Raw genomic sequence first — 16,703 nt, forward strand, 5'->3', positions numbered from 1 at the left:
CATCGCAAAAATCACCCCGTTTGCGGGGCGAAGATTATTCCAAAATCAATTGTTCAGGTTTGCAGTTATACAGTTCTGCTAGCCGCTCAATGTTTTCTTTACGTGGCCGTTCTGATTTCTCGAATTCGGACACGGTAGATTGCTTTATGCCTAGCTTTTCAGCGACCTGTTTTTGTGTCATCCCACGGTAGATCCGCCAGGCGGCTTGCATTGTGCAATTTTTGGAGGACAGGATATTGATCACCTCATTGGGATACTGCACATTATCGCTGGGGCCAGTATCGTTTTGTACCAATTCATACAGCCCGTCGAGTTCACTGTTATGGATAAGTTTTTCAAACAGTTCTATCGGAATAACGGCGGAAATCTTCTGTCCGCGCTCGTCAGTAATGTATTGAATGTTTGACATGATAGATTTTCCTAATCTTTAACGTTTCATATCGTCTCATGTTGGCACGGATTTGGTGCGAATTTAGTATGTGGTACTGGTGAGGCGTAGCACACGTTGAATTTCAATAATGATCGGTTCCCCTTTCTGTATCTCAAACAGCACGCGATAATTTCCTACCCTTAAGCGATACTCGCTCCCGCGATCTGTCAGCTTGGTAATATCGAGCGGTTTACTCTTTGTCGTGGGGTACCCCTCTAGTGAATTCACATTCGCCTGAATCGCTTTCTGATCGTTGACTGGGAGTTTGCGAAGGTCTTTAACCGCCTTACCCGTCCAGACTATATGGGTCATCCTGTTCCCCTGAATGTTTAAAGCCTGTCTATTGCTCAATACATTATTAATATAGGGTTTTATGCCTATACATTCAAGTTACAATCCCTTTATTTCATGTTAAACCCCTATTTTAAAAGGGCTGTTATTTCTGTATCACTGCTCAGATTTGCGCTAATGAGATAGATGTCACAACACCTGATAAAATAGCAGCATAGAAACATGCCATTCTTGTGCGGGCTTGGTGAGGGAAACATCGGGCGTTGAGAGGTCTCGCTTGTTTATATGCTGTTTTCGATGTTGCCTGAATTCAGTGAGACAAATTTGCGACACTGTACATGATGCACAAAAAAACCACCGTAAAAGGTGGCTTAATCATATGATTTTAAAGCTAAAATTTGGTGGCCCCTGCTGGACTTGAACCAGCGACCAAGCGATTATGAGTCGCCTGCTCTAACCACTGAGCTAAGGGGCCGAATGGGCGATGATTATACGGTAATGTGCGGGGGGAGGTCTATAGTCTATCTGCCGGGTGGTGGTTTTATACTCAAGATAGCTTGTTGTTATTCTTATCAGAATTTACGATGGCTGTAGTCAACGGAAGTAGGGAAAGACATGATTACCGATATTCTGGCCATGAATCTTCAGGTGGTTTTCTGCGGCATTAACCCCGGGCTGTCGACGGCCCATCACGGTTACCACTTCGCTAACCCTAGTAATCGCTTCTGGAAGGTGATTTATCAGGCAGGCTTTACTGAACGTTTGCTGACACCTGCGGAAGAGCAGCATCTGCTGGATACCGGATGTGGCATCACCATGCTGGTGGAGCGCCCAACGGTTGAAGCCACCGAGTTGGGGCGAGACGAGCTGCTGCAAGGCGGCAATGTGATTGTTGAGAAGATGGAACGCTATCAGCCGCGTGCGCTGGCGGTGTTAGGGAAGCAGGCGTTCAGTCAGGCGTTTGGTATCAAGAAGGTTTCCTGGGGGCGTCAGGCGCTGTGTATTGGCAAAACGCAGGTTTGGGTACTGCCGAACCCTAGCGGGCTGAATCGTGCGACGCTGGAGTCGCTGGTGGCGTCATATCAGGAATTGCATCAGGCGTTGCAGGATAACGTATAAATTCAATCTGAGCGTTCTGACAGGCAAAAAATAACCCCAGCGAACTGGGGTTATTTATCGTGAGGCTATCTACCGTGCGGATTAGCTGAGGGATGAATTAATCATCCAGGAAGCTACGCAGCACTTCGGAACGGCTTGGGTGGCGCAGTTTACGCAGCGCTTTCGCTTCGATCTGACGAATACGTTCACGCGTAACGTCAAACTGTTTGCCCACTTCTTCCAGCGTATGGTCGGTGTTCATATCGATACCGAAACGCATGCGCAGGACTTTCGCTTCACGTGCGGTCAAGCCAGCCAGAACGTCGTGTGTCGCAGAACGCAGGCTTTCCGACGTGGCGGAATCCAGCGGCAGCTCCAGCGTCGTATCTTCGATGAAATCGCCCAAATGTGAATCTTCATCATCACCAATCGGGGTTTCCATTGAAATCGGCTCTTTCGCGATTTTCAGCACTTTACGGATCTTGTCTTCTGGCATCAGCATACGCTCAGCCAGCTCTTCCGGCGTTGGCTCGCGTCCCATTTCCTGCAACATCTGACGAGAGATACGGTTCAGTTTGTTGATCGTCTCAATCATGTGTACCGGAATACGGATGGTACGCGCCTGATCGGCGATAGAACGGGTGATCGCCTGACGGATCCACCAAGTGGCATAGGTCGAGAATTTGTAACCACGGCGGTATTCAAACTTATCTACCGCTTTCATCAGACCGATGTTGCCTTCCTGAATCAGGTCGAGGAACTGCAAACCACGGTTGGTGTATTTCTTCGCGATAGAAATAACCAGACGCAGGTTGGCTTCCACCATTTCTTTCTTGGCGCGACGCGCTTTCGCTTCACCAATCGACATACGACGGTTGATGTCTTTAACTTGCTCGATCGTCAGGCCGGTTTCTTCTTCGATCTGCTGCAGTTTTTGCAGGCTGCGGGTGACGTCTTCTTCAACATCATTCAGCTTTTCAGACCATGGCTTGCCCATTGCGACTGCTGCGGCAAACCAAGTGTTGTTGGTTTCATTGCCAGTGAACATCGTGACGAAGTTTTTCTTCGGCATTTTGCACTGTTCAACACACAACTTAATGATCAAACGTTCCTGAGTACGAACGCGATCCATCATGGAACGCATGCTGTTAACCAGGAAATCAAACTGTTTCGGCACCAGACGGAACTGTTTGAAGACTTCGGACAGATTCAGGATTTCCTGTGCTGCCAATGCATGGCTACGACCGTGAGCTTTGATAACCTGACGTGTCGTTTCATATTGCACACGCAGCTCGGTGAACTTCTCACGCGCCAGCTCAGGATCGATGCTGTTGTCGTCTTCTTCTTCCTCTTCGTCTTCTTTTTCCTCATCGTCATCGTCCATTTCTTCGCTCGAAAGCTCGGAACCAACGTGAGTCGCGGTAGGCGCAATGTCCTCTTCCGCATTAGGATCGACGAAGCCAGTGATCAGGTCGGACAGGCGGCTTTCGCCCGCTTCGACGCGGTCATACTGTTCCAGCAGGTAAGTAATGGCTTCAGGATACTCTGCAACAGAGCACTGAACCTGGTTGATGCCGTCTTCAATACGCTTGGCGATATCGATCTCGCCCTCACGCGTCAACAGCTCAACGGTACCCATTTCACGCATGTACATGCGAACCGGATCGGTGATGCGACCAATTTCCGATTCAACACTGGATAGAACCTGCGCAGCAGCCTCTGCTGCATCTTCATCGGCATCATTGGTGTTTTCGGCCAGCAACAGATCGTCTGCATCCGGTGCTTCTTCCATCACCTGGATGCCCATGTCGTTAATCATCTGGATGATATCTTCGATCTGATCCGAGTCGATGATATCTTCCGGCAGATGGTCATTGACCTCAGCATAGGTCAGGTAGCCTTGCTCCTTACCACGGGTGACAAGCAGCTTCAGCTGTGACTGCGGGTTTTGCTCCATAAGACGGTATCCACACTTCAGAGTATTTGGGTTGGTGTCGGTCAGCGTAGTTCGCTAACAATAGCATTAGGGGTATTTTTCTTATCGCCGCGCCCCTGTAGCGGCTCTTTGCAGGGCTCAACCCTGCTATTTATCGGCAATTAAGCCTCTGTATCAGTGTTTTCTGGTCAACGCCAGTTGCAACGACCAAAGCTCTTTTTTTTCTTTGGCGTTGAGCCCATGCGTTCTGTCACGGGCAATCAATGTTTCTTGTCGCTGTTTCAACAGCTGATCGTAGAGCTCTGCCAGACTGATTCTGAACTTCTCGTCGAGCTCTTCCTCTACGATCATATGGTTCCATGAAGCCATGGTTTCAAGCTGTTTGCGGTACTTGCTGTCGCGATATTTTTCCAACAGCAGGCCCATGTTCATCCCAGGGCTGGCGTTGCAGGTTTTCACCAAGTCTTGAAACAGGGATAAACCCGCCACTTTGTCTTCTTCAATGCCTTCCAGCGCGAGGTCAGGCACCTCTGCAGCCAATCTTGGGTTTTGTACTAAAAGTCCTATAAGTATACGCATAGTTGTGACTTTTAGTTGCGGCGGCTGGTAGGATTGAGCTTGCTCTGCCACTTTTGGGAGCAGTCTGTCCAACTGGCTGTCGTCCAAAATTCCTAGCTTGTTACCGAGCTGCTGGCGCAAATACATCCGCAGCGTTTCTCCCGGTACCTGGCCTATCAGCGGTAGCACCAGCGTGCTGAGCTTAGTACGACCGTCGGGTGAACTCATGTCCACCTGCTGTTGCAGCGTTTCAAACAGAAACTGCGACAGCGGCAGGGCCTGTTCCATTCGCTGCTCAAAGGCGATTTTGCCTTCTTTACGCACCAGCGTATCGGGATCTTCACCGTCTGGCAGGAACATAAAGCGTAGCTGACGACCATCGTTCAAATAGGGTAGCGCAGTTTCCAGCGCGCGCCATGCCGCTTCACGTCCAGCACGGTCTCCGTCGTAACAACACACCACCAGGTCTGTGGCGCGAAATAGTAACTGAATGTGATCGGCGGTTGTGGAGGTACCCAGCGATGCCACCGCATAGTCAATATCAAACTGCGCCAGCGCCACCACATCCATATAGCCTTCAACAACCAAGAGTCGTTTGAGTTCTGGGTGACTTTGCTGCGCCTCATACAGGCCGTACAACTGGCGACCTTTATGAAAAATTTCTGTTTCCGGCGAGTTAAGGTACTTTGGGGTACCATCGCCTAATACGCGTCCGCCGAAGGCAATCACTCGTCCCCGTTTGTCGCGGATGGGGAACATCACACGCTCGCGGAAGCGGTCATACATTCGGCCCTGATCGTTAGTCACCAGCATGCCTGCATCGTTCAATGTGCTGCGGTCATCATTATTGCGGCCAAAGCGCTTTAAAACGTTGTCCCAGCCGGGCGGGGCGAAGCCAATTGCAAAATGACTGATCACTTCTGCGCTTAAACCGCGCTGTTGCAGGTACTGCAACGCTGGTGTACCGACTGATTGGCTTAGTGCTTGTTGATAGAACCCGCTGAGCTGTCCCATCAATTCGTACAGACTTTGCCGTTGGTGACGCTCTAACTGGGTCGGGCCCGTGCCGGTTTCATAAGGCACTTCGAGGCCATATTGGGTGGCCAGCTCTTCAATGGTTTCAACGAATTCGAGACGATCGTAATTCATCAAAAAGTCTATGGCGTTGCCGTGTGCGCCACAGCCAAAACAGTGATAGAACTGTTTGTCACCGTTTACGGTGAATGAGGGGGTTTTTTCGTGATGGAACGGACAGCACGCATGGTAGTTTTTGCCCTGCTTCTTCAGTTTGACGCGCGCGTCAATGAGATCGACGATGTCGGTGCGAGCCAGCAGGTCATTAATAAATACGCGTGGGATTCGTCCAGCCATAAGCCCCTGGTGTATACCCTTCTGTAAGGTGATTACATTGGATATAGCTTATAAACGACAACAAGCCGCGCTTCCTTTCGGAAAGCACGGCCTTACGTATGCAACTGCTAAGTCTGCGGATTAATCACGCGTTGGAGGGAAACCCTCCTGAAAATTAATACAGACGAGTGCGGCGTGCGTTTTCTCGAGCCAATTTCTTCGCGTGACGTTTCACTGCAGAAGCTTTAGCGCGCTTGCGTTCGGTCGTTGGTTTTTCATAAAACTCACGACGACGAACTTCAGCCAGAACGCCTGCTTTTTCACAGGAACGTTTGAAGCGACGCAGAGCTACGTCGAACGGCTCGTTTTCACGTACTTTAATTACCGGCATGTGCCTCTCACCTCAATAAATTCGGTTTGCCGCTGGCCTTGTGCCAGCCTTTTCAAAATGGTGCGGAATTCTACTGCAAACGTGACGTCTTTGTAAAGCATTGCGGTGATCATAAAACGCCCAACCACGGCCAGCGCAGAAATCAGGCCGCTTATGGTAGACTATCTGCAGTTTGAAGCAAGCGGCATTTAACGCGTGCTCGTATCATCATCAACGTTAGGAACAGCAATGCGCGTATTGGGTATCGAAACATCCTGTGATGAAACTGGTGTGGCCATTTATGACACGGAAACCGGTTTGCTCGCCAATCAGTTATACAGCCAGGTTAAATTGCATGCTGATTACGGCGGCGTAGTGCCTGAGCTCGCCTCACGCGATCACGTGCGTAAAACGGTTCCGTTGATTCAGGCGGCGCTGCGCGAAGCTGGGTTACAGGCTGACGATATCGATGGTGTGGCTTACACCGCCGGCCCTGGTTTGGTTGGCGCGCTATTAGTGGGCGCGACGATAGGTAGATCGTTGGCATTCGCCTGGGGTGTACCGGCGATTCCTGTGCACCATATGGAAGGGCATTTGCTGGCGCCGATGCTGGAAGATAACCCGCCGGCGTTTCCTTTCGTGGCGCTGCTGGTCTCTGGTGGTCATACGCAGCTCATCAGCGTGACGGGCATTGGAGAGTACCGTTTGCTGGGCGAGTCGATTGATGATGCGGCGGGTGAAGCGTTTGATAAAACGGCGAAATTACTGGGATTAGATTATCCTGGTGGTCCAATGCTGTCGAAAATGGCGCAGGCGGGGAATTCCCAACGCTTTACGTTTCCGCGCCCGATGACCGATCGGCCGGGGCTGGATTTCAGTTTTTCTGGGCTAAAAACGTTTGCTGCCAATACGATTCGTAGCAATGGTGATGACGATCAAACGCGTGCCGATATTGCTCGTGCGTTTGAAGACGCCGTCGTAGATACGCTGGCGATAAAATGTCGTCGCGCGCTGGATGAGACGGGCTTTAAACGACTGGTCATGGCGGGGGGCGTGAGTGCAAACCGGACGCTGCGCCAGCGCTTAGGTGAAGTGATGGCGAAACGCGGCGGTGAAGTGTTTTATGCGCGGCCTGAATTCTGTACGGATAATGGCGCGATGATTGCCTATGCAGGCAGTGTACGTCTGATGCATGGCGCGAGCCAGACGCTGGGCGTATCTGTTCGGCCACGTTGGCCGTTGGCTGAATTGCCTGCGGTGTGAGCGTTCGAGCGGTAATCGCTACGTGTAGATAGCTGCTCTACACGTAGTGAAGAAAGCGTAGCAAAAACATTAGCGTATAAGCGGATTACAGCTCTTGTTCGAATAGCACCAGAATCGCTTCGTAAAGCTGTTTGACGCTGAAGCCTCTTGCTGGGGTGGTAAAAATAGTGTCATCCCCTGCAATGGTGCCGAGAATGCCTTCTGACTTCCCAAGTGAGTCCAGCAGGCGAGCAATGAGCTGCGCGGCGCCAGGGCTGGTATGGATCACGACGACGGCATCATTGTAATCCACGTCCAGTACAAGGTTCTTCAGCGGGCTGGACGTCGTCGGGACGCCAAGCTCGGCAGGGAGACAATACACCATCTCCATTTTGGCATTGCGTGTGCGCACGGCGCCAAATTTCGTTAGCATGCGTGACACCTTGGATTGGTTAATGTTTTCAAATCCTTCGTCTTGCAATGCCTGAACAATTTCACTTTGAGAACTGAATTTCTCTTCCTTTAACAGCGCTTTGAACGCTTTAACGAGGTCTTCTTGTTTTGTCGAATTTCGCATTCTGCACCGGATTAATTGTTATGGTTAATCTTCCTATTATGCAGTTGTGTGAATTTTTATGCAATTAAATCGCGTATAATTCCAATCCATTTCACCAGATATGCGTTAGTCGCTGTTTTCAAAAAAAATCGACTCTTGGGTAGTCCGAAAAATGCGTCCTGCGTCACATAAAAGTAAATCAAATGTTATCAGAATGATGTTGTTCGGACGCCATTGATCGGTGTAATGTAGCGCACTGGTTAAACGCACGTGAATGAACACCGCGTTATAGCTCAATAGCTTACTAACTTTACTTACCTTTCAAACGAATGGTTGTTTTTGATTTATTATTAGAGACATAGCGTATTTTTTGTCTCTCGTGTCATTTGTGGAAAGATAAGTAGGTTGCACGTATCCCCATTTTTATATTCTGTTTATAACCAAATGAATTCACGGCACTTTTTTATTTTATGATAATAAGGAGTTTAGGATGAAAGTTGCAGTTCTCGGAGCAGCAGGTGGTATCGGTCAGGCACTCGCACTCCTCCTCAAAACCCAGCTTCCTTCAGGTTCAGAACTATCCCTTTACGATATCGCCCCAGTAACGCCGGGTGTTGCCGTCGATCTGAGCCATATTCCTACAGCAGTGAAGATCAAAGGCTATAGCGGTGAAGATGCTAAACCAGCGCTTGTTGGTGCAGATATCGTGCTGATCTCCGCGGGTGTGGCACGTAAACCTGGTATGGATCGTTCCGATCTGTTCAACGTCAATGCTGGCATTGTGCGTAATCTGGTTGAGCAAATTGCGGTTACTTGCCCGAAAGCCTGTATCGGTATCATCACCAACCCGGTGAATACGACCGTTGCCATCGCAGCAGAAGTGCTGAAAAAAGCTGGCGTATATGACAAAAACAAACTGTTCGGCGTCACAACGCTGGATATCATCCGTTCCAACACGTTCGTTGCTGAGCTGAAAGGCAAACAGCCGCAGGACATTAATGTGCCGGTTATCGGTGGACACTCTGGTGTGACGATTCTGCCACTGCTGTCTCAGGTTCCTGGTATCAGCTTCAGCGAGCAGGAAGTGGCCGATCTGACCAAGCGTATCCAGAATGCGGGTACTGAGGTTGTTGAAGCCAAAGCGGGTGGCGGATCGGCAACGTTGTCTATGGGTCAGGCCGCAGCACGTTTTGGTCTGTCTCTGGTTCGTGCGCTGCAAGGCGAAAACGGTGTGGTGGAATGTGCATACGTTGAAAGCGATGGCAAATATGCCCGCTTCTTCGCTCAGCCGATTCTGTTAGGCAAAGACGGCGTCGCCGAGCGTAAAGACATCGGCACATTAAGTGCTTTTGAGCAAAACGCGCTTAACAGCATGCTGGATACACTGAAGCAGGACATTGAGTTAGGCGAGACGTTCATCAAGAATTAATCATTGAGATTCTTGTAATACGTGACGTTGAATAAAAAGCCGGAGATGTCGATCTCCGGCTTTTCTTTTTTAATCGGGACGGATGAGTTTTTTTCTGTCGATAAGCTCATTGGTTTCTGGATTGTAGTACCGGCTGGGCCAAATCTCTGATGGGTGAATACCCATCGCATCGGCAATAAGCCACTCCCCTTTGGGCCAAGGGCGTGAGAGTGCATTAGCTAGCGTAGATGAGCTTAATCCGGCCGCTCGCGATACCGCCGCCAGCGTCGTGTTTTTCTTGCGCAGTGCAGCAATGATATCAGCGGGATGCCAGTCTTGTTTCCTTAAAATCATAATCCTTCCCTTATTTGCTATAAGACGACTGTAGATTAGTGGTATAAATAACGGATGTTAGTTATATGCCGAACTAACATGACATTATTATTTGGAAATAATATAGCATTAATTTTCCTTAAAATTCTCAATTAATTTCCAAATAAGGGCGTTTTTGTTAGGGATGGCACTATCAGGATGAAAGGCAATGAAAAAAGAGTGGTTTGCTACCAGCGAATTGGTTGGAGTCGGCGGCCTTCCGAAATCAAGACAAGGATTAAATAAGCGCGCCCGCGAGGATGGATGGGAGAAGCGTCGCCGTAAAGGCGTCCAGGGAAGAGGAGTGGAGTACTCAATTCACAGCTTGCCGGATACGGTAAAAAAATCCCTATTACTCGAAATCGAGCCTTCCGCCTACTCGGCGAAACAGCCTGCGGCACTGGCCGTATGGATGCAAATTTATCAGCAACTATCTGAAAAAGAAAGAGATGAGCTAATCGCTTATATTCTGCGAGTCGGGGTGTCAACCACGCTGAGCCAGTTAGGTATTACACCGTCGGATGGGGAACCTGTCTCATCAATGGTGATTGACTGATTCGTTACTGGCGATCTTTCTGAACTTAGCCTCAGTGATGAAAAGGAATCTGTATTTTCTGTCGCTTTGTAGCACTTTCTCTGGCTGCGGTGGTTGGGCATCACGCTGGATTTAATCATTTCTTCTATTACTTAGGTGTGTCGGTAACGTGTAAAAGTTAGCGGTTTAGGTAATTATAGTCTACTATATGGAAACTTTTGGGCGAGTTGACGTAATGCCTGTTCAAAACAAACAAGGGAGTGACGAGTATGGACAAAGAGTGGTTTGCAACAAGTGAGCTGGTTGGTGTAGGTGGATTGCCTAAGTCGCCGCAGGGGCTGAACAAGCGGGCACGAGACGACGGTTGGGAAAAGCGCAGGCGGAAAGGGGTTCAAGGGCGCGGTGTCGAATATTCTATTCGCAGTTTGCCGAACGAGGTCAGGAACTCTCTGCTAGTAAAAGAAAATCCGCCAACCGAGTATTATCGTATAGATAATGAGCCGACCCTGCTGTCATCGTGGGTGCATATTTTCCATCAACTTTCCGTTGATGAACGAAGCCGGCTGATTAATTTCATCTTGCGTGAAGGGACAATAGCGATGCTGTCTCGGCTGGATGATGTCACACTCGACCAGACTGCCTAAGTCTGGCGAACGAGTAGCGCTGCAAGGCAGCGCTACTTATGAATCAACGATCTTATCTGATAGAACCTTACACCACGTTAGAAATCGCGCTGTACGGCTAAGTGGGCAAGGCCTTCGAGCGCAGCGCGGTGTGGTGTTTCCGGCAGCAGCTGTAGTGCGCTAATCGCCTTATCTGCCTCTTCTTCGGCACGCTGACGCGTATAATCAAGTGAACCGCATTGCTGCATGGCGGCAAGAACGGGTCCCAGCAGATGACGCCCGTTTCCTTCTTCAATCGCCTTGCGAATCATCGAACGTTGTTCTGCATTACCATGACGCATTGCGTGCAGGAGCGGCAGCGTTGGCTTGCCTTCATTGAGGTCATCGCCCGTGTTTTTACCCAGCGTTTTACCGTCCGCGCTGTAGTCGAGCAGATCGTCAATTAACTGGAACGCAGTGCCCAGGTAGCGGCCATAGTCCTGAAGCGCTTTTTCTTGCTCTGGCGTCGCGCCGGCAAGGATCGATGATGATTGCGCTGCGGCTTCAAATAAACGTGCTGTTTTACTGTAAATGACGCGCATATAGCTTTCTTCAGTGATATCCGGGTCGTTGCAGTTCATTAGCTGCAAGACTTCGCCTTCAGCAATCACGTTCACCGCTTCTGACATCAGCGCCAGAACGCGTAATGATTCGAGGCTGGTCATCATCTGGAAAGCGCGGGTATAGATGAAATCCCCAACCAGCACACTTGCTGCGTTGCCAAAGGCGGCATTTGCCGTTGCTTTACCCCGGCGCATGTCGGATTCGTCTACCACGTCATCATGCAGCAGTGTTGCTGTGTGGATAAATTCGATCAGCGCGGCGACAGTGACATGTTTATCACCGTTATAGTTGAGGGCTCTGGCCGCAAGGACAGCAATCATCGGGCGTATACGTTTTCCACCACCGCTGATGATGTAATGTCCAAGCTGGTTTATCAAAACGACGTCAGAATTCAGTTGTTCAAGAATGACGTTATTAACAGCTGCCATATCCTGCGTAGTTAATGTTGTAATTTGTTCTAGATTCATGGTTTATGCCAACGTATGTCTTCAACACTGCCGTAAGATTGCTGTTGCATATCGGCAAGACGGAACTTATTGGGCTGATTGTACTTGAAAAATGAGAGAGATAAACGGCAGTTGATACGTTGTATTCTTTTTCTTCACATCCGTTGATTATGCACTTGTCATCCTCAGTATTTTTGCGTAGAATTCGCGCCCTATTATGAATATTTATAGCGCGCTCTGAAACCTATTAACGGGTGCGCGGAAAGCGGAGTTTTATATGTACGCAGTTTTCCAAAGTGGTGGTAAACAACACCGAGTAAGCGAAGGGCAAACCGTTCGCTTGGAAAAGCTGGACATCGCAACTGGTGAAGCCGTTGAGTTTGACCAAGTTCTGATGGTTGCTAACGGTGAAGAAATCAAAATCGGCGTTCCTTTCGTCGATGGCGGTAAAATCAAAGCTGAAGTTGTTGCTCATGGTCGTGGCGAAAAAGTGAAGATCGTTAAGTTCCGTCGCCGTAAACACTACCGTAAGCAAGCAGGCCACCGTCAGTGGTTCACTGACGTGAAAATTACCGGCATCAGCGCTTAAGATTAGGAGAGCGGATTAAATGGCACACAAGAAAGCTGGCGGTTCAACCCGTAACGGTCGTGACTCTAACGCACAACGTCTGGGCGTAAAACGTTTTGGCGGCGAAAGTGTACTGGCTGGCAACATTATCGTTCGTCAACGTGGTACCAAATTCCACGCAGGAACTAACGTTGGCTGCGGGAAAGACCATACTCTGTTTGCTTTGACTGATGGTAAAGTTCAGTTTGAAGTTAAAGGCCCAAAAAACCGTAAATTTATTAGCATCGTTGCTGAATAATTTTTCGCGTTAGGTCTGACGGATTTAAGCCCCGCAATTCTTTGCGGGGCTTTTTACATTCTGATTCTGAGTAAACCATCTGGATAAGTATGAATACTAAACAACAGACGGGCATCGGTCTTTGTCTGGCGCTGACTACGGCTGTTTGCTGGGGGGCGTTACCGATAGCCATGAAACAGGTTCTGGTGGTGATGGAACCTTATACGATTGTTTGGTATCGCTTTTTCATTGCTTCCATTGGACTCGGCATTATTCTGTCATCCCGTAAAAAGTTGCCGCCAATGCGGGTTTTCCGGCATCGGCGCTGGTGGGTTCTGCTACTGATTGCGACGGCTGGGCTACTGGGCAACTTTGTTTTCTTTAGCTCGTCTCTCCAATATCTGAGCCCGACAGCGTCTCAGGTTATCGGGCAGCTTTCTCCTGTAGGTATGATGTTCGCCAGCGTACTTATCCTAAAGGAAAAGATGCGCGGCACGCAGATCATTGGCGCGATCATGCTGTTCTGTGGTCTGCTCCTGTTCTTTAATACCAGCCTGATTGAGATTTTTACCCGACTGACAGACTACACGCTGGGCGTGCTGCTGGGTGTTTGCGCCTCGGCGGTGTGGGTATCTTATGGTGTAGCGCAGAAAGTTCTATTGCGACGTCTGACATCACAGCAGATTCTGTTTTTGTTATATGTTCTGTGTGTCGTCTTTATCACGCCTTTTGCCAAGCTTGACGTTATTTTTCAACTGAGCAACTGGCAGCTTATTTGCCTGTTATTCTGCGGTGCGAATACGTTGATTGGATATGGTGCGTTGGCGGAAGCAATGGCTCGCTGGCAGGCGTCGCAGGTTAGTGCGGTCATTACGCTGACGCCGTTGTTTACGCTGCTGTTTTCCGATCTGCTGGCATTAGGGTGGCCGACTTTCTTTGCTGCTCCAGTATTGAATTGGATTGGTTACGTCGGTGCGTTTGTGGTTGTTGCTGGCGCCATGTTTTCCGCTATTGGACATCGTTTCCTTCCTGGAAAGAAAGAGCCTGTGCTGCCACCATTGGTAGCGAAAAAATAGCTTAAGAGAAAACGTATTGCAGCGGTCACAGCCATCTTTTGACAGTCTGCATGTGTTGTTTATTTTTAATACAGATGAAATTATTGGAGCGGGCAGGTACAATCCGCTCCTTTGCTGGAATGCGTTCTGGTGCGTCAGTTTTTTAATGGTGAGTAGAAATACGCTACATGCCTTAAAATCAAAAAGTTACGCCAAGAAGAACCAATAACAAGCCTAAAACACGTAGATATTCTCTATTGGTTTTTTGCGGAGAGAATCAATGAAGTTTGTAGATGAAGCCACAATTCTTGTTGTGGCAGGCGATGGCGGTAACGGTTGTGTCAGCTTTCGCCGTGAAAAATATATTCCCAACGGTGGCCCAGACGGCGGGGACGGCGGGGATGGTGGGGACGTTTATCTGCTGGCAGACGAAAACCTGAACACGTTGATCGACTATCGTTTTGAAAAATCTTTCCGCGCTGAGCGTGGACAAAACGGGCAAAGTCGCGACTGTACGGGTAAACGTGGTAAAGATATTACGATTAAAGTTCCTGTTGGTACCCGTGTTCTTGATCAGGGAACGGGCGAAGTACTGGGCGATATGACTCGCCATCAACAGAACCTGATGGTCGCGAAAGGCGGCTGGCATGGCTTGGGTAACTCGCGTTTTAAATCGTCAGTCAACCGTGCTCCGCGTCAAAAAACCAATGGTACAAAAGGCGAAGAGCGTGAGCTGACGCTGGAACTGCTGTTGCTGGCTGACGTGGGAATGCTTGGCCTGCCTAACGCAGGTAAATCGACCTTTATCCGCGCAGTATCAGCAGCGAAGCCGAAAGTGGCCGATTATCCGTTCACCACCTTGGTGCCGAGCCTTGGAGTGGTCCGTATGGATAGCGAGCAGAGCTTTGTTGTAGCGGATATCCCAGGTTTGATTGAAGGCGCGTCTGACGGTGCGGGGCTGGGGATTCGTTTCCTGAAACACCTTGAACGCTGCCGTGTTCTGCTGCATTTGGTTGATCTGGCACCGATTGATGAGTCAGATCCGATTGAAAATGCCAAGATCATTATCAACGAGTTAGAGCAGTATGGCGCTGGCTTGGCAGAAAAACCGCGTTGGCTGGTTTTCAACAAGGTTGACTTGATCGATAAGGCTGAAGCGGAAAAACGTGCCAAAGAGATTGCGGCCGCGCTTGGTTGGGATGATAAATACTATCTGATTTCTGCGGCGAACCGTGAAGGTGTCAACCCACTTTGCTGGGACGTGATGAACTTCCTGAAAGCGAATCCGAAAGTGACGGCGATTGCCGAAAGCGCACCGGAAAAAGTGGAGTTCATGTGGGATGATTATCACCGCGAACAACTGGCTGAAATAGAAAAAGAAGCCGAAGAAGAGTGGGATGATGATTGGGACGATGAAGATGATGAAGGTGTTGAGATCATCTATCAAAAATAATTCGTTCTCCTGCTAGTCAGATCTCGCCAACGCGGCCTTACCCTCAAAGTAAGGCCGCGTTGTTGTTTTAATTGCTCTGATAAATATCTTTGTAGAGACGGCTTTCAAATCTCACCAGAGGAACGCGACGTGCGCGTTGGTCTTCTGGCGGCACAGCATAGCCGGATAGGAACTGGACGAATGCCATGCGCTGGCCGCTTGCGGTAGTAATGAAGCCTGCAAGATTATATACGCCCTGCAATGCCCCGGTTTTAGCCGAAACCTTGCCATCGACGCCAGCTTCATGCAGGCCGCCACGATAACGCAGCGTGCCGTCATAGCCGGAAAGCGGAAGCATAGTGATGTAATTCAGTTCATTATCGTGCTGTGCGATATACTGCAAGACCTGCATCATCGTTTCTGGTGAAATCAGGTTGTGTCGTGACAGGCCTGAACCATCTACAACAATGCTGTTTCCTAAATCTACACCCGCCTTCTGACGCAGAATTTGTCGCACGGCATCAGCGCCAGCGCGCCATGTTCCTGGTACGCTAAAACGCTCGTGCCCAATAGTTCGAAAGACCGTATCGGCAATCATGTTGTCTGATTTTTTCAGCATGATAGTGAGCAGGTCGTGCAGCGGAGGCGATTGTGTCTGGGCCAGTACGCTTCCTGCTGGGCCTGGCTGCGTCTGACGGCGAAGGCTGCCTTTAATACGAATATCTGCCTGCTGTAGCTCATCTTTAACGATAGCTCCGGCATAGCTGGCGCCATCCTGAATCGCGAATGCCAGCGGAAGCGGCTCTGTGCGCTGAACCAGACAACCTGTAAGCGTAAAGCGATTTAATTCCCCGGGTACCACATCCAATTCGCAATATTGGGCATCGGATGAGCCTTTAGCCAGCGTGCGGACTTCGCTGAACATCTGTACCGGATAATAGGATGCAACGCGGATAAACGCATTATCACCTGCTTTAGGCGCACTGTAGAGTGAGACGGAGAAGCAGTTGCGATCAACAATCGCAGCCCCCGGAGGGGCGCTGAAACACTGTGTCATGTCGTTCCAGGGCCAGCCTGGCGCTTTATCGTGACTGGCGAACACTGAGGTGTCGATCAGCACATCACCTGAGATTTCCTGTATCCCACGCTTTCTTAATTCCTGCACCATATTCCGTATTTGCTGGCGTTTAAGCGTAGGATCGCCGCTAAACCGTACGATGAGATTACCGTTCAGAATACCGCTGGTGACAGGCCCGTGGCTTTCCATCGTGGTGATGAATCGATAATCTGGACCCAACTGTAGTAATGCTGCTAATGCGGTTATCACCTTTTGCGTACTGGCCGGAAGCGCCATTTGCTGGCTATTGAAGGCCATACTGGGTGTTGTTGCGCCAACTTTTTGTACCAATAGCGCCAAATTGGCACCATCTGGTAAATATTGGCGATGATCCTCAACAGAAGCTGCATTGGCATGCAGAACAAAAGCGCAGGCAAGTCCGGTAACAATCGATGAAAAACGCATAATCTCAGCTAATAACGGGGTAACGTGTGGT

18 protein-coding genes and 1 tRNA gene are annotated in these 16,703 nt (G+C 49.5%); 9 read left to right on the forward strand and 10 right to left on the reverse strand.

Annotated features, from left to right (window positions below; genetic code table 11):
• Positions 1–34: 34 nt before the first annotated feature.
• The 3 genes from EIP93_RS03465 to EIP93_RS03475 form a co-directional block, all read right to left on the reverse strand.
• Positions 35–409 carry a helix-turn-helix domain-containing protein gene (locus EIP93_RS03465; protein WP_125232276.1) on the reverse strand — a complete coding sequence of 125 codons (375 nt, stop codon included), beginning with the start codon at positions 407–409 and terminating at the stop codon, positions 35–37.
• 63 nt (positions 410–472) lie between these two features.
• Positions 473–742, reverse strand: coding sequence for a type II toxin-antitoxin system RelE family toxin (locus tag EIP93_RS03470; protein WP_125232277.1), 270 nt, complete (start codon positions 740–742; stop codon positions 473–475).
• A 378-nt stretch (positions 743–1,120) separates the two neighbouring features.
• Positions 1,121–1,196, reverse strand: a tRNA-Ile gene (locus EIP93_RS03475).
• A 140-nt stretch (positions 1,197–1,336) separates the two neighbouring features.
• On the opposite strand from EIP93_RS03475, the gene mug reads away from it, so the two are divergent.
• Complete coding sequence (mug, locus tag EIP93_RS03480; RefSeq protein WP_103941943.1) at positions 1,337–1,840, forward strand: G/U mismatch-specific DNA glycosylase; 504 nt, start codon at positions 1,337–1,339, stop codon at positions 1,838–1,840.
• A gap of 97 nt (positions 1,841–1,937) precedes the next feature.
• On the opposite strand, the gene rpoD is transcribed toward mug, so the two are convergent.
• The 3 genes from rpoD to rpsU all read right to left on the reverse strand — a co-directional run bounded on the left by rpoD (position 1,938) and on the right by rpsU (position 6,054).
• Positions 1,938–3,776 (reverse strand): RNA polymerase sigma factor RpoD, encoded by a 1,839-nt coding sequence (gene rpoD, locus EIP93_RS03485; protein ID WP_125232278.1) that lies wholly within the window; start codon positions 3,774–3,776, stop codon positions 1,938–1,940.
• Positions 3,777–3,929: 153 nt separating this feature from the next.
• Positions 3,930–5,684, reverse strand: a complete 1,755-nt coding sequence (gene dnaG / locus EIP93_RS03490; RefSeq protein WP_125232279.1) for a DNA primase — start codon at positions 5,682–5,684, stop codon at positions 3,930–3,932.
• 154 nt (positions 5,685–5,838) lie between these two features.
• Positions 5,839–6,054, reverse strand: a complete 216-nt coding sequence (rpsU, locus tag EIP93_RS03495) for a 30S ribosomal protein S21 (RefSeq protein ID WP_001144069.1) — start codon at positions 6,052–6,054, stop codon at positions 5,839–5,841.
• Positions 6,055–6,282: 228 nt separating this feature from the next.
• Between rpsU and tsaD the strand changes: the two genes are divergently transcribed.
• Positions 6,283–7,296, forward strand: a complete 1,014-nt coding sequence (gene tsaD, locus EIP93_RS03500) for a tRNA (adenosine(37)-N6)-threonylcarbamoyltransferase complex transferase subunit TsaD (protein WP_103861453.1) — start codon at positions 6,283–6,285, stop codon at positions 7,294–7,296.
• A gap of 85 nt (positions 7,297–7,381) precedes the next feature.
• Here the strand turns inward: tsaD and argR are convergent, their stop codons facing one another.
• On the reverse strand, positions 7,382–7,852 hold the full coding sequence (gene argR / locus EIP93_RS03505) for a transcriptional regulator ArgR (protein WP_010283010.1): 471 nt from the start codon (positions 7,850–7,852) through the stop codon (positions 7,382–7,384).
• Between the two features lie 469 nt (positions 7,853–8,321).
• Between argR and mdh the strand changes: the two genes are divergently transcribed.
• Positions 8,322–9,260, forward strand: a complete 939-nt coding sequence (gene mdh / locus EIP93_RS03510) for a malate dehydrogenase (protein WP_102118090.1) — start codon at positions 8,322–8,324, stop codon at positions 9,258–9,260.
• A gap of 69 nt (positions 9,261–9,329) precedes the next feature.
• On the opposite strand, the gene EIP93_RS03515 is transcribed toward mdh, so the two are convergent.
• The gene (locus tag EIP93_RS03515; protein WP_039485882.1) at positions 9,330–9,593 is read right to left on the reverse strand and encodes a helix-turn-helix domain-containing protein; all 264 of its coding nucleotides are present in this window, start codon (positions 9,591–9,593) and stop codon (positions 9,330–9,332) included.
• Between the two features lie 187 nt (positions 9,594–9,780).
• Here EIP93_RS03515 and EIP93_RS03520 point away from each other — a divergent pair, with 187 nt between their 5' ends.
• Positions 9,781–10,167: a DNA-binding protein gene (locus EIP93_RS03520; RefSeq protein ID WP_095993632.1), complete on the forward strand. Its 387-nt coding sequence runs from the start codon at positions 9,781–9,783 to the stop codon at positions 10,165–10,167.
• Between the two features lie 248 nt (positions 10,168–10,415).
• A complete protein-coding gene (locus tag EIP93_RS03530; protein WP_039485888.1) occupies positions 10,416–10,790 on the forward strand; it encodes a DNA-binding protein in 375 nt (124 codons plus the stop codon).
• A 77-nt stretch (positions 10,791–10,867) separates the two neighbouring features.
• On the opposite strand, the gene ispB is transcribed toward EIP93_RS03530, so the two are convergent.
• On the reverse strand, positions 10,868–11,839 hold the full coding sequence (ispB, locus tag EIP93_RS03535) for an octaprenyl diphosphate synthase (RefSeq protein WP_103861451.1): 972 nt from the start codon (positions 11,837–11,839) through the stop codon (positions 10,868–10,870).
• A 256-nt stretch (positions 11,840–12,095) separates the two neighbouring features.
• On the opposite strand from ispB, the gene rplU reads away from it, so the two are divergent.
• The 4 genes from rplU (at position 12,096) to cgtA (ending at position 15,171) form a co-directional block, all read left to right on the forward strand.
• On the forward strand, positions 12,096–12,407 hold the full coding sequence (rplU, locus tag EIP93_RS03540) for a 50S ribosomal protein L21 (RefSeq protein WP_010283026.1): 312 nt from the start codon (positions 12,096–12,098) through the stop codon (positions 12,405–12,407).
• Between the two features lie 19 nt (positions 12,408–12,426).
• Positions 12,427–12,684, forward strand: coding sequence for a 50S ribosomal protein L27 (gene rpmA / locus EIP93_RS03545; RefSeq protein ID WP_005971498.1), 258 nt, complete (start codon positions 12,427–12,429; stop codon positions 12,682–12,684).
• Between the two features lie 89 nt (positions 12,685–12,773).
• The gene (locus EIP93_RS03550) at positions 12,774–13,739 is read left to right on the forward strand and encodes a DMT family transporter (RefSeq protein WP_125232280.1); all 966 of its coding nucleotides are present in this window, start codon (positions 12,774–12,776) and stop codon (positions 13,737–13,739) included.
• Between the two features lie 259 nt (positions 13,740–13,998).
• Entirely contained in the window at positions 13,999–15,171 is a 1,173-nt protein-coding gene (gene cgtA, locus EIP93_RS03555) for an Obg family GTPase CgtA (protein WP_103861449.1), read from the forward strand.
• Positions 15,172–15,238: 67 nt separating this feature from the next.
• On the opposite strand, the gene dacB is transcribed toward cgtA, so the two are convergent.
• The gene (dacB, locus tag EIP93_RS03560) at positions 15,239–16,672 is read right to left on the reverse strand and encodes a serine-type D-Ala-D-Ala carboxypeptidase (RefSeq protein WP_103861448.1); all 1,434 of its coding nucleotides are present in this window, start codon (positions 16,670–16,672) and stop codon (positions 15,239–15,241) included.
• Positions 16,673–16,703 lie beyond the last annotated feature (31 nt).

The organism is Pectobacterium versatile, from assembly GCF_003932035.1.
Classification (GTDB): domain Bacteria; phylum Pseudomonadota; class Gammaproteobacteria; order Enterobacterales; family Enterobacteriaceae; genus Pectobacterium; species Pectobacterium versatile.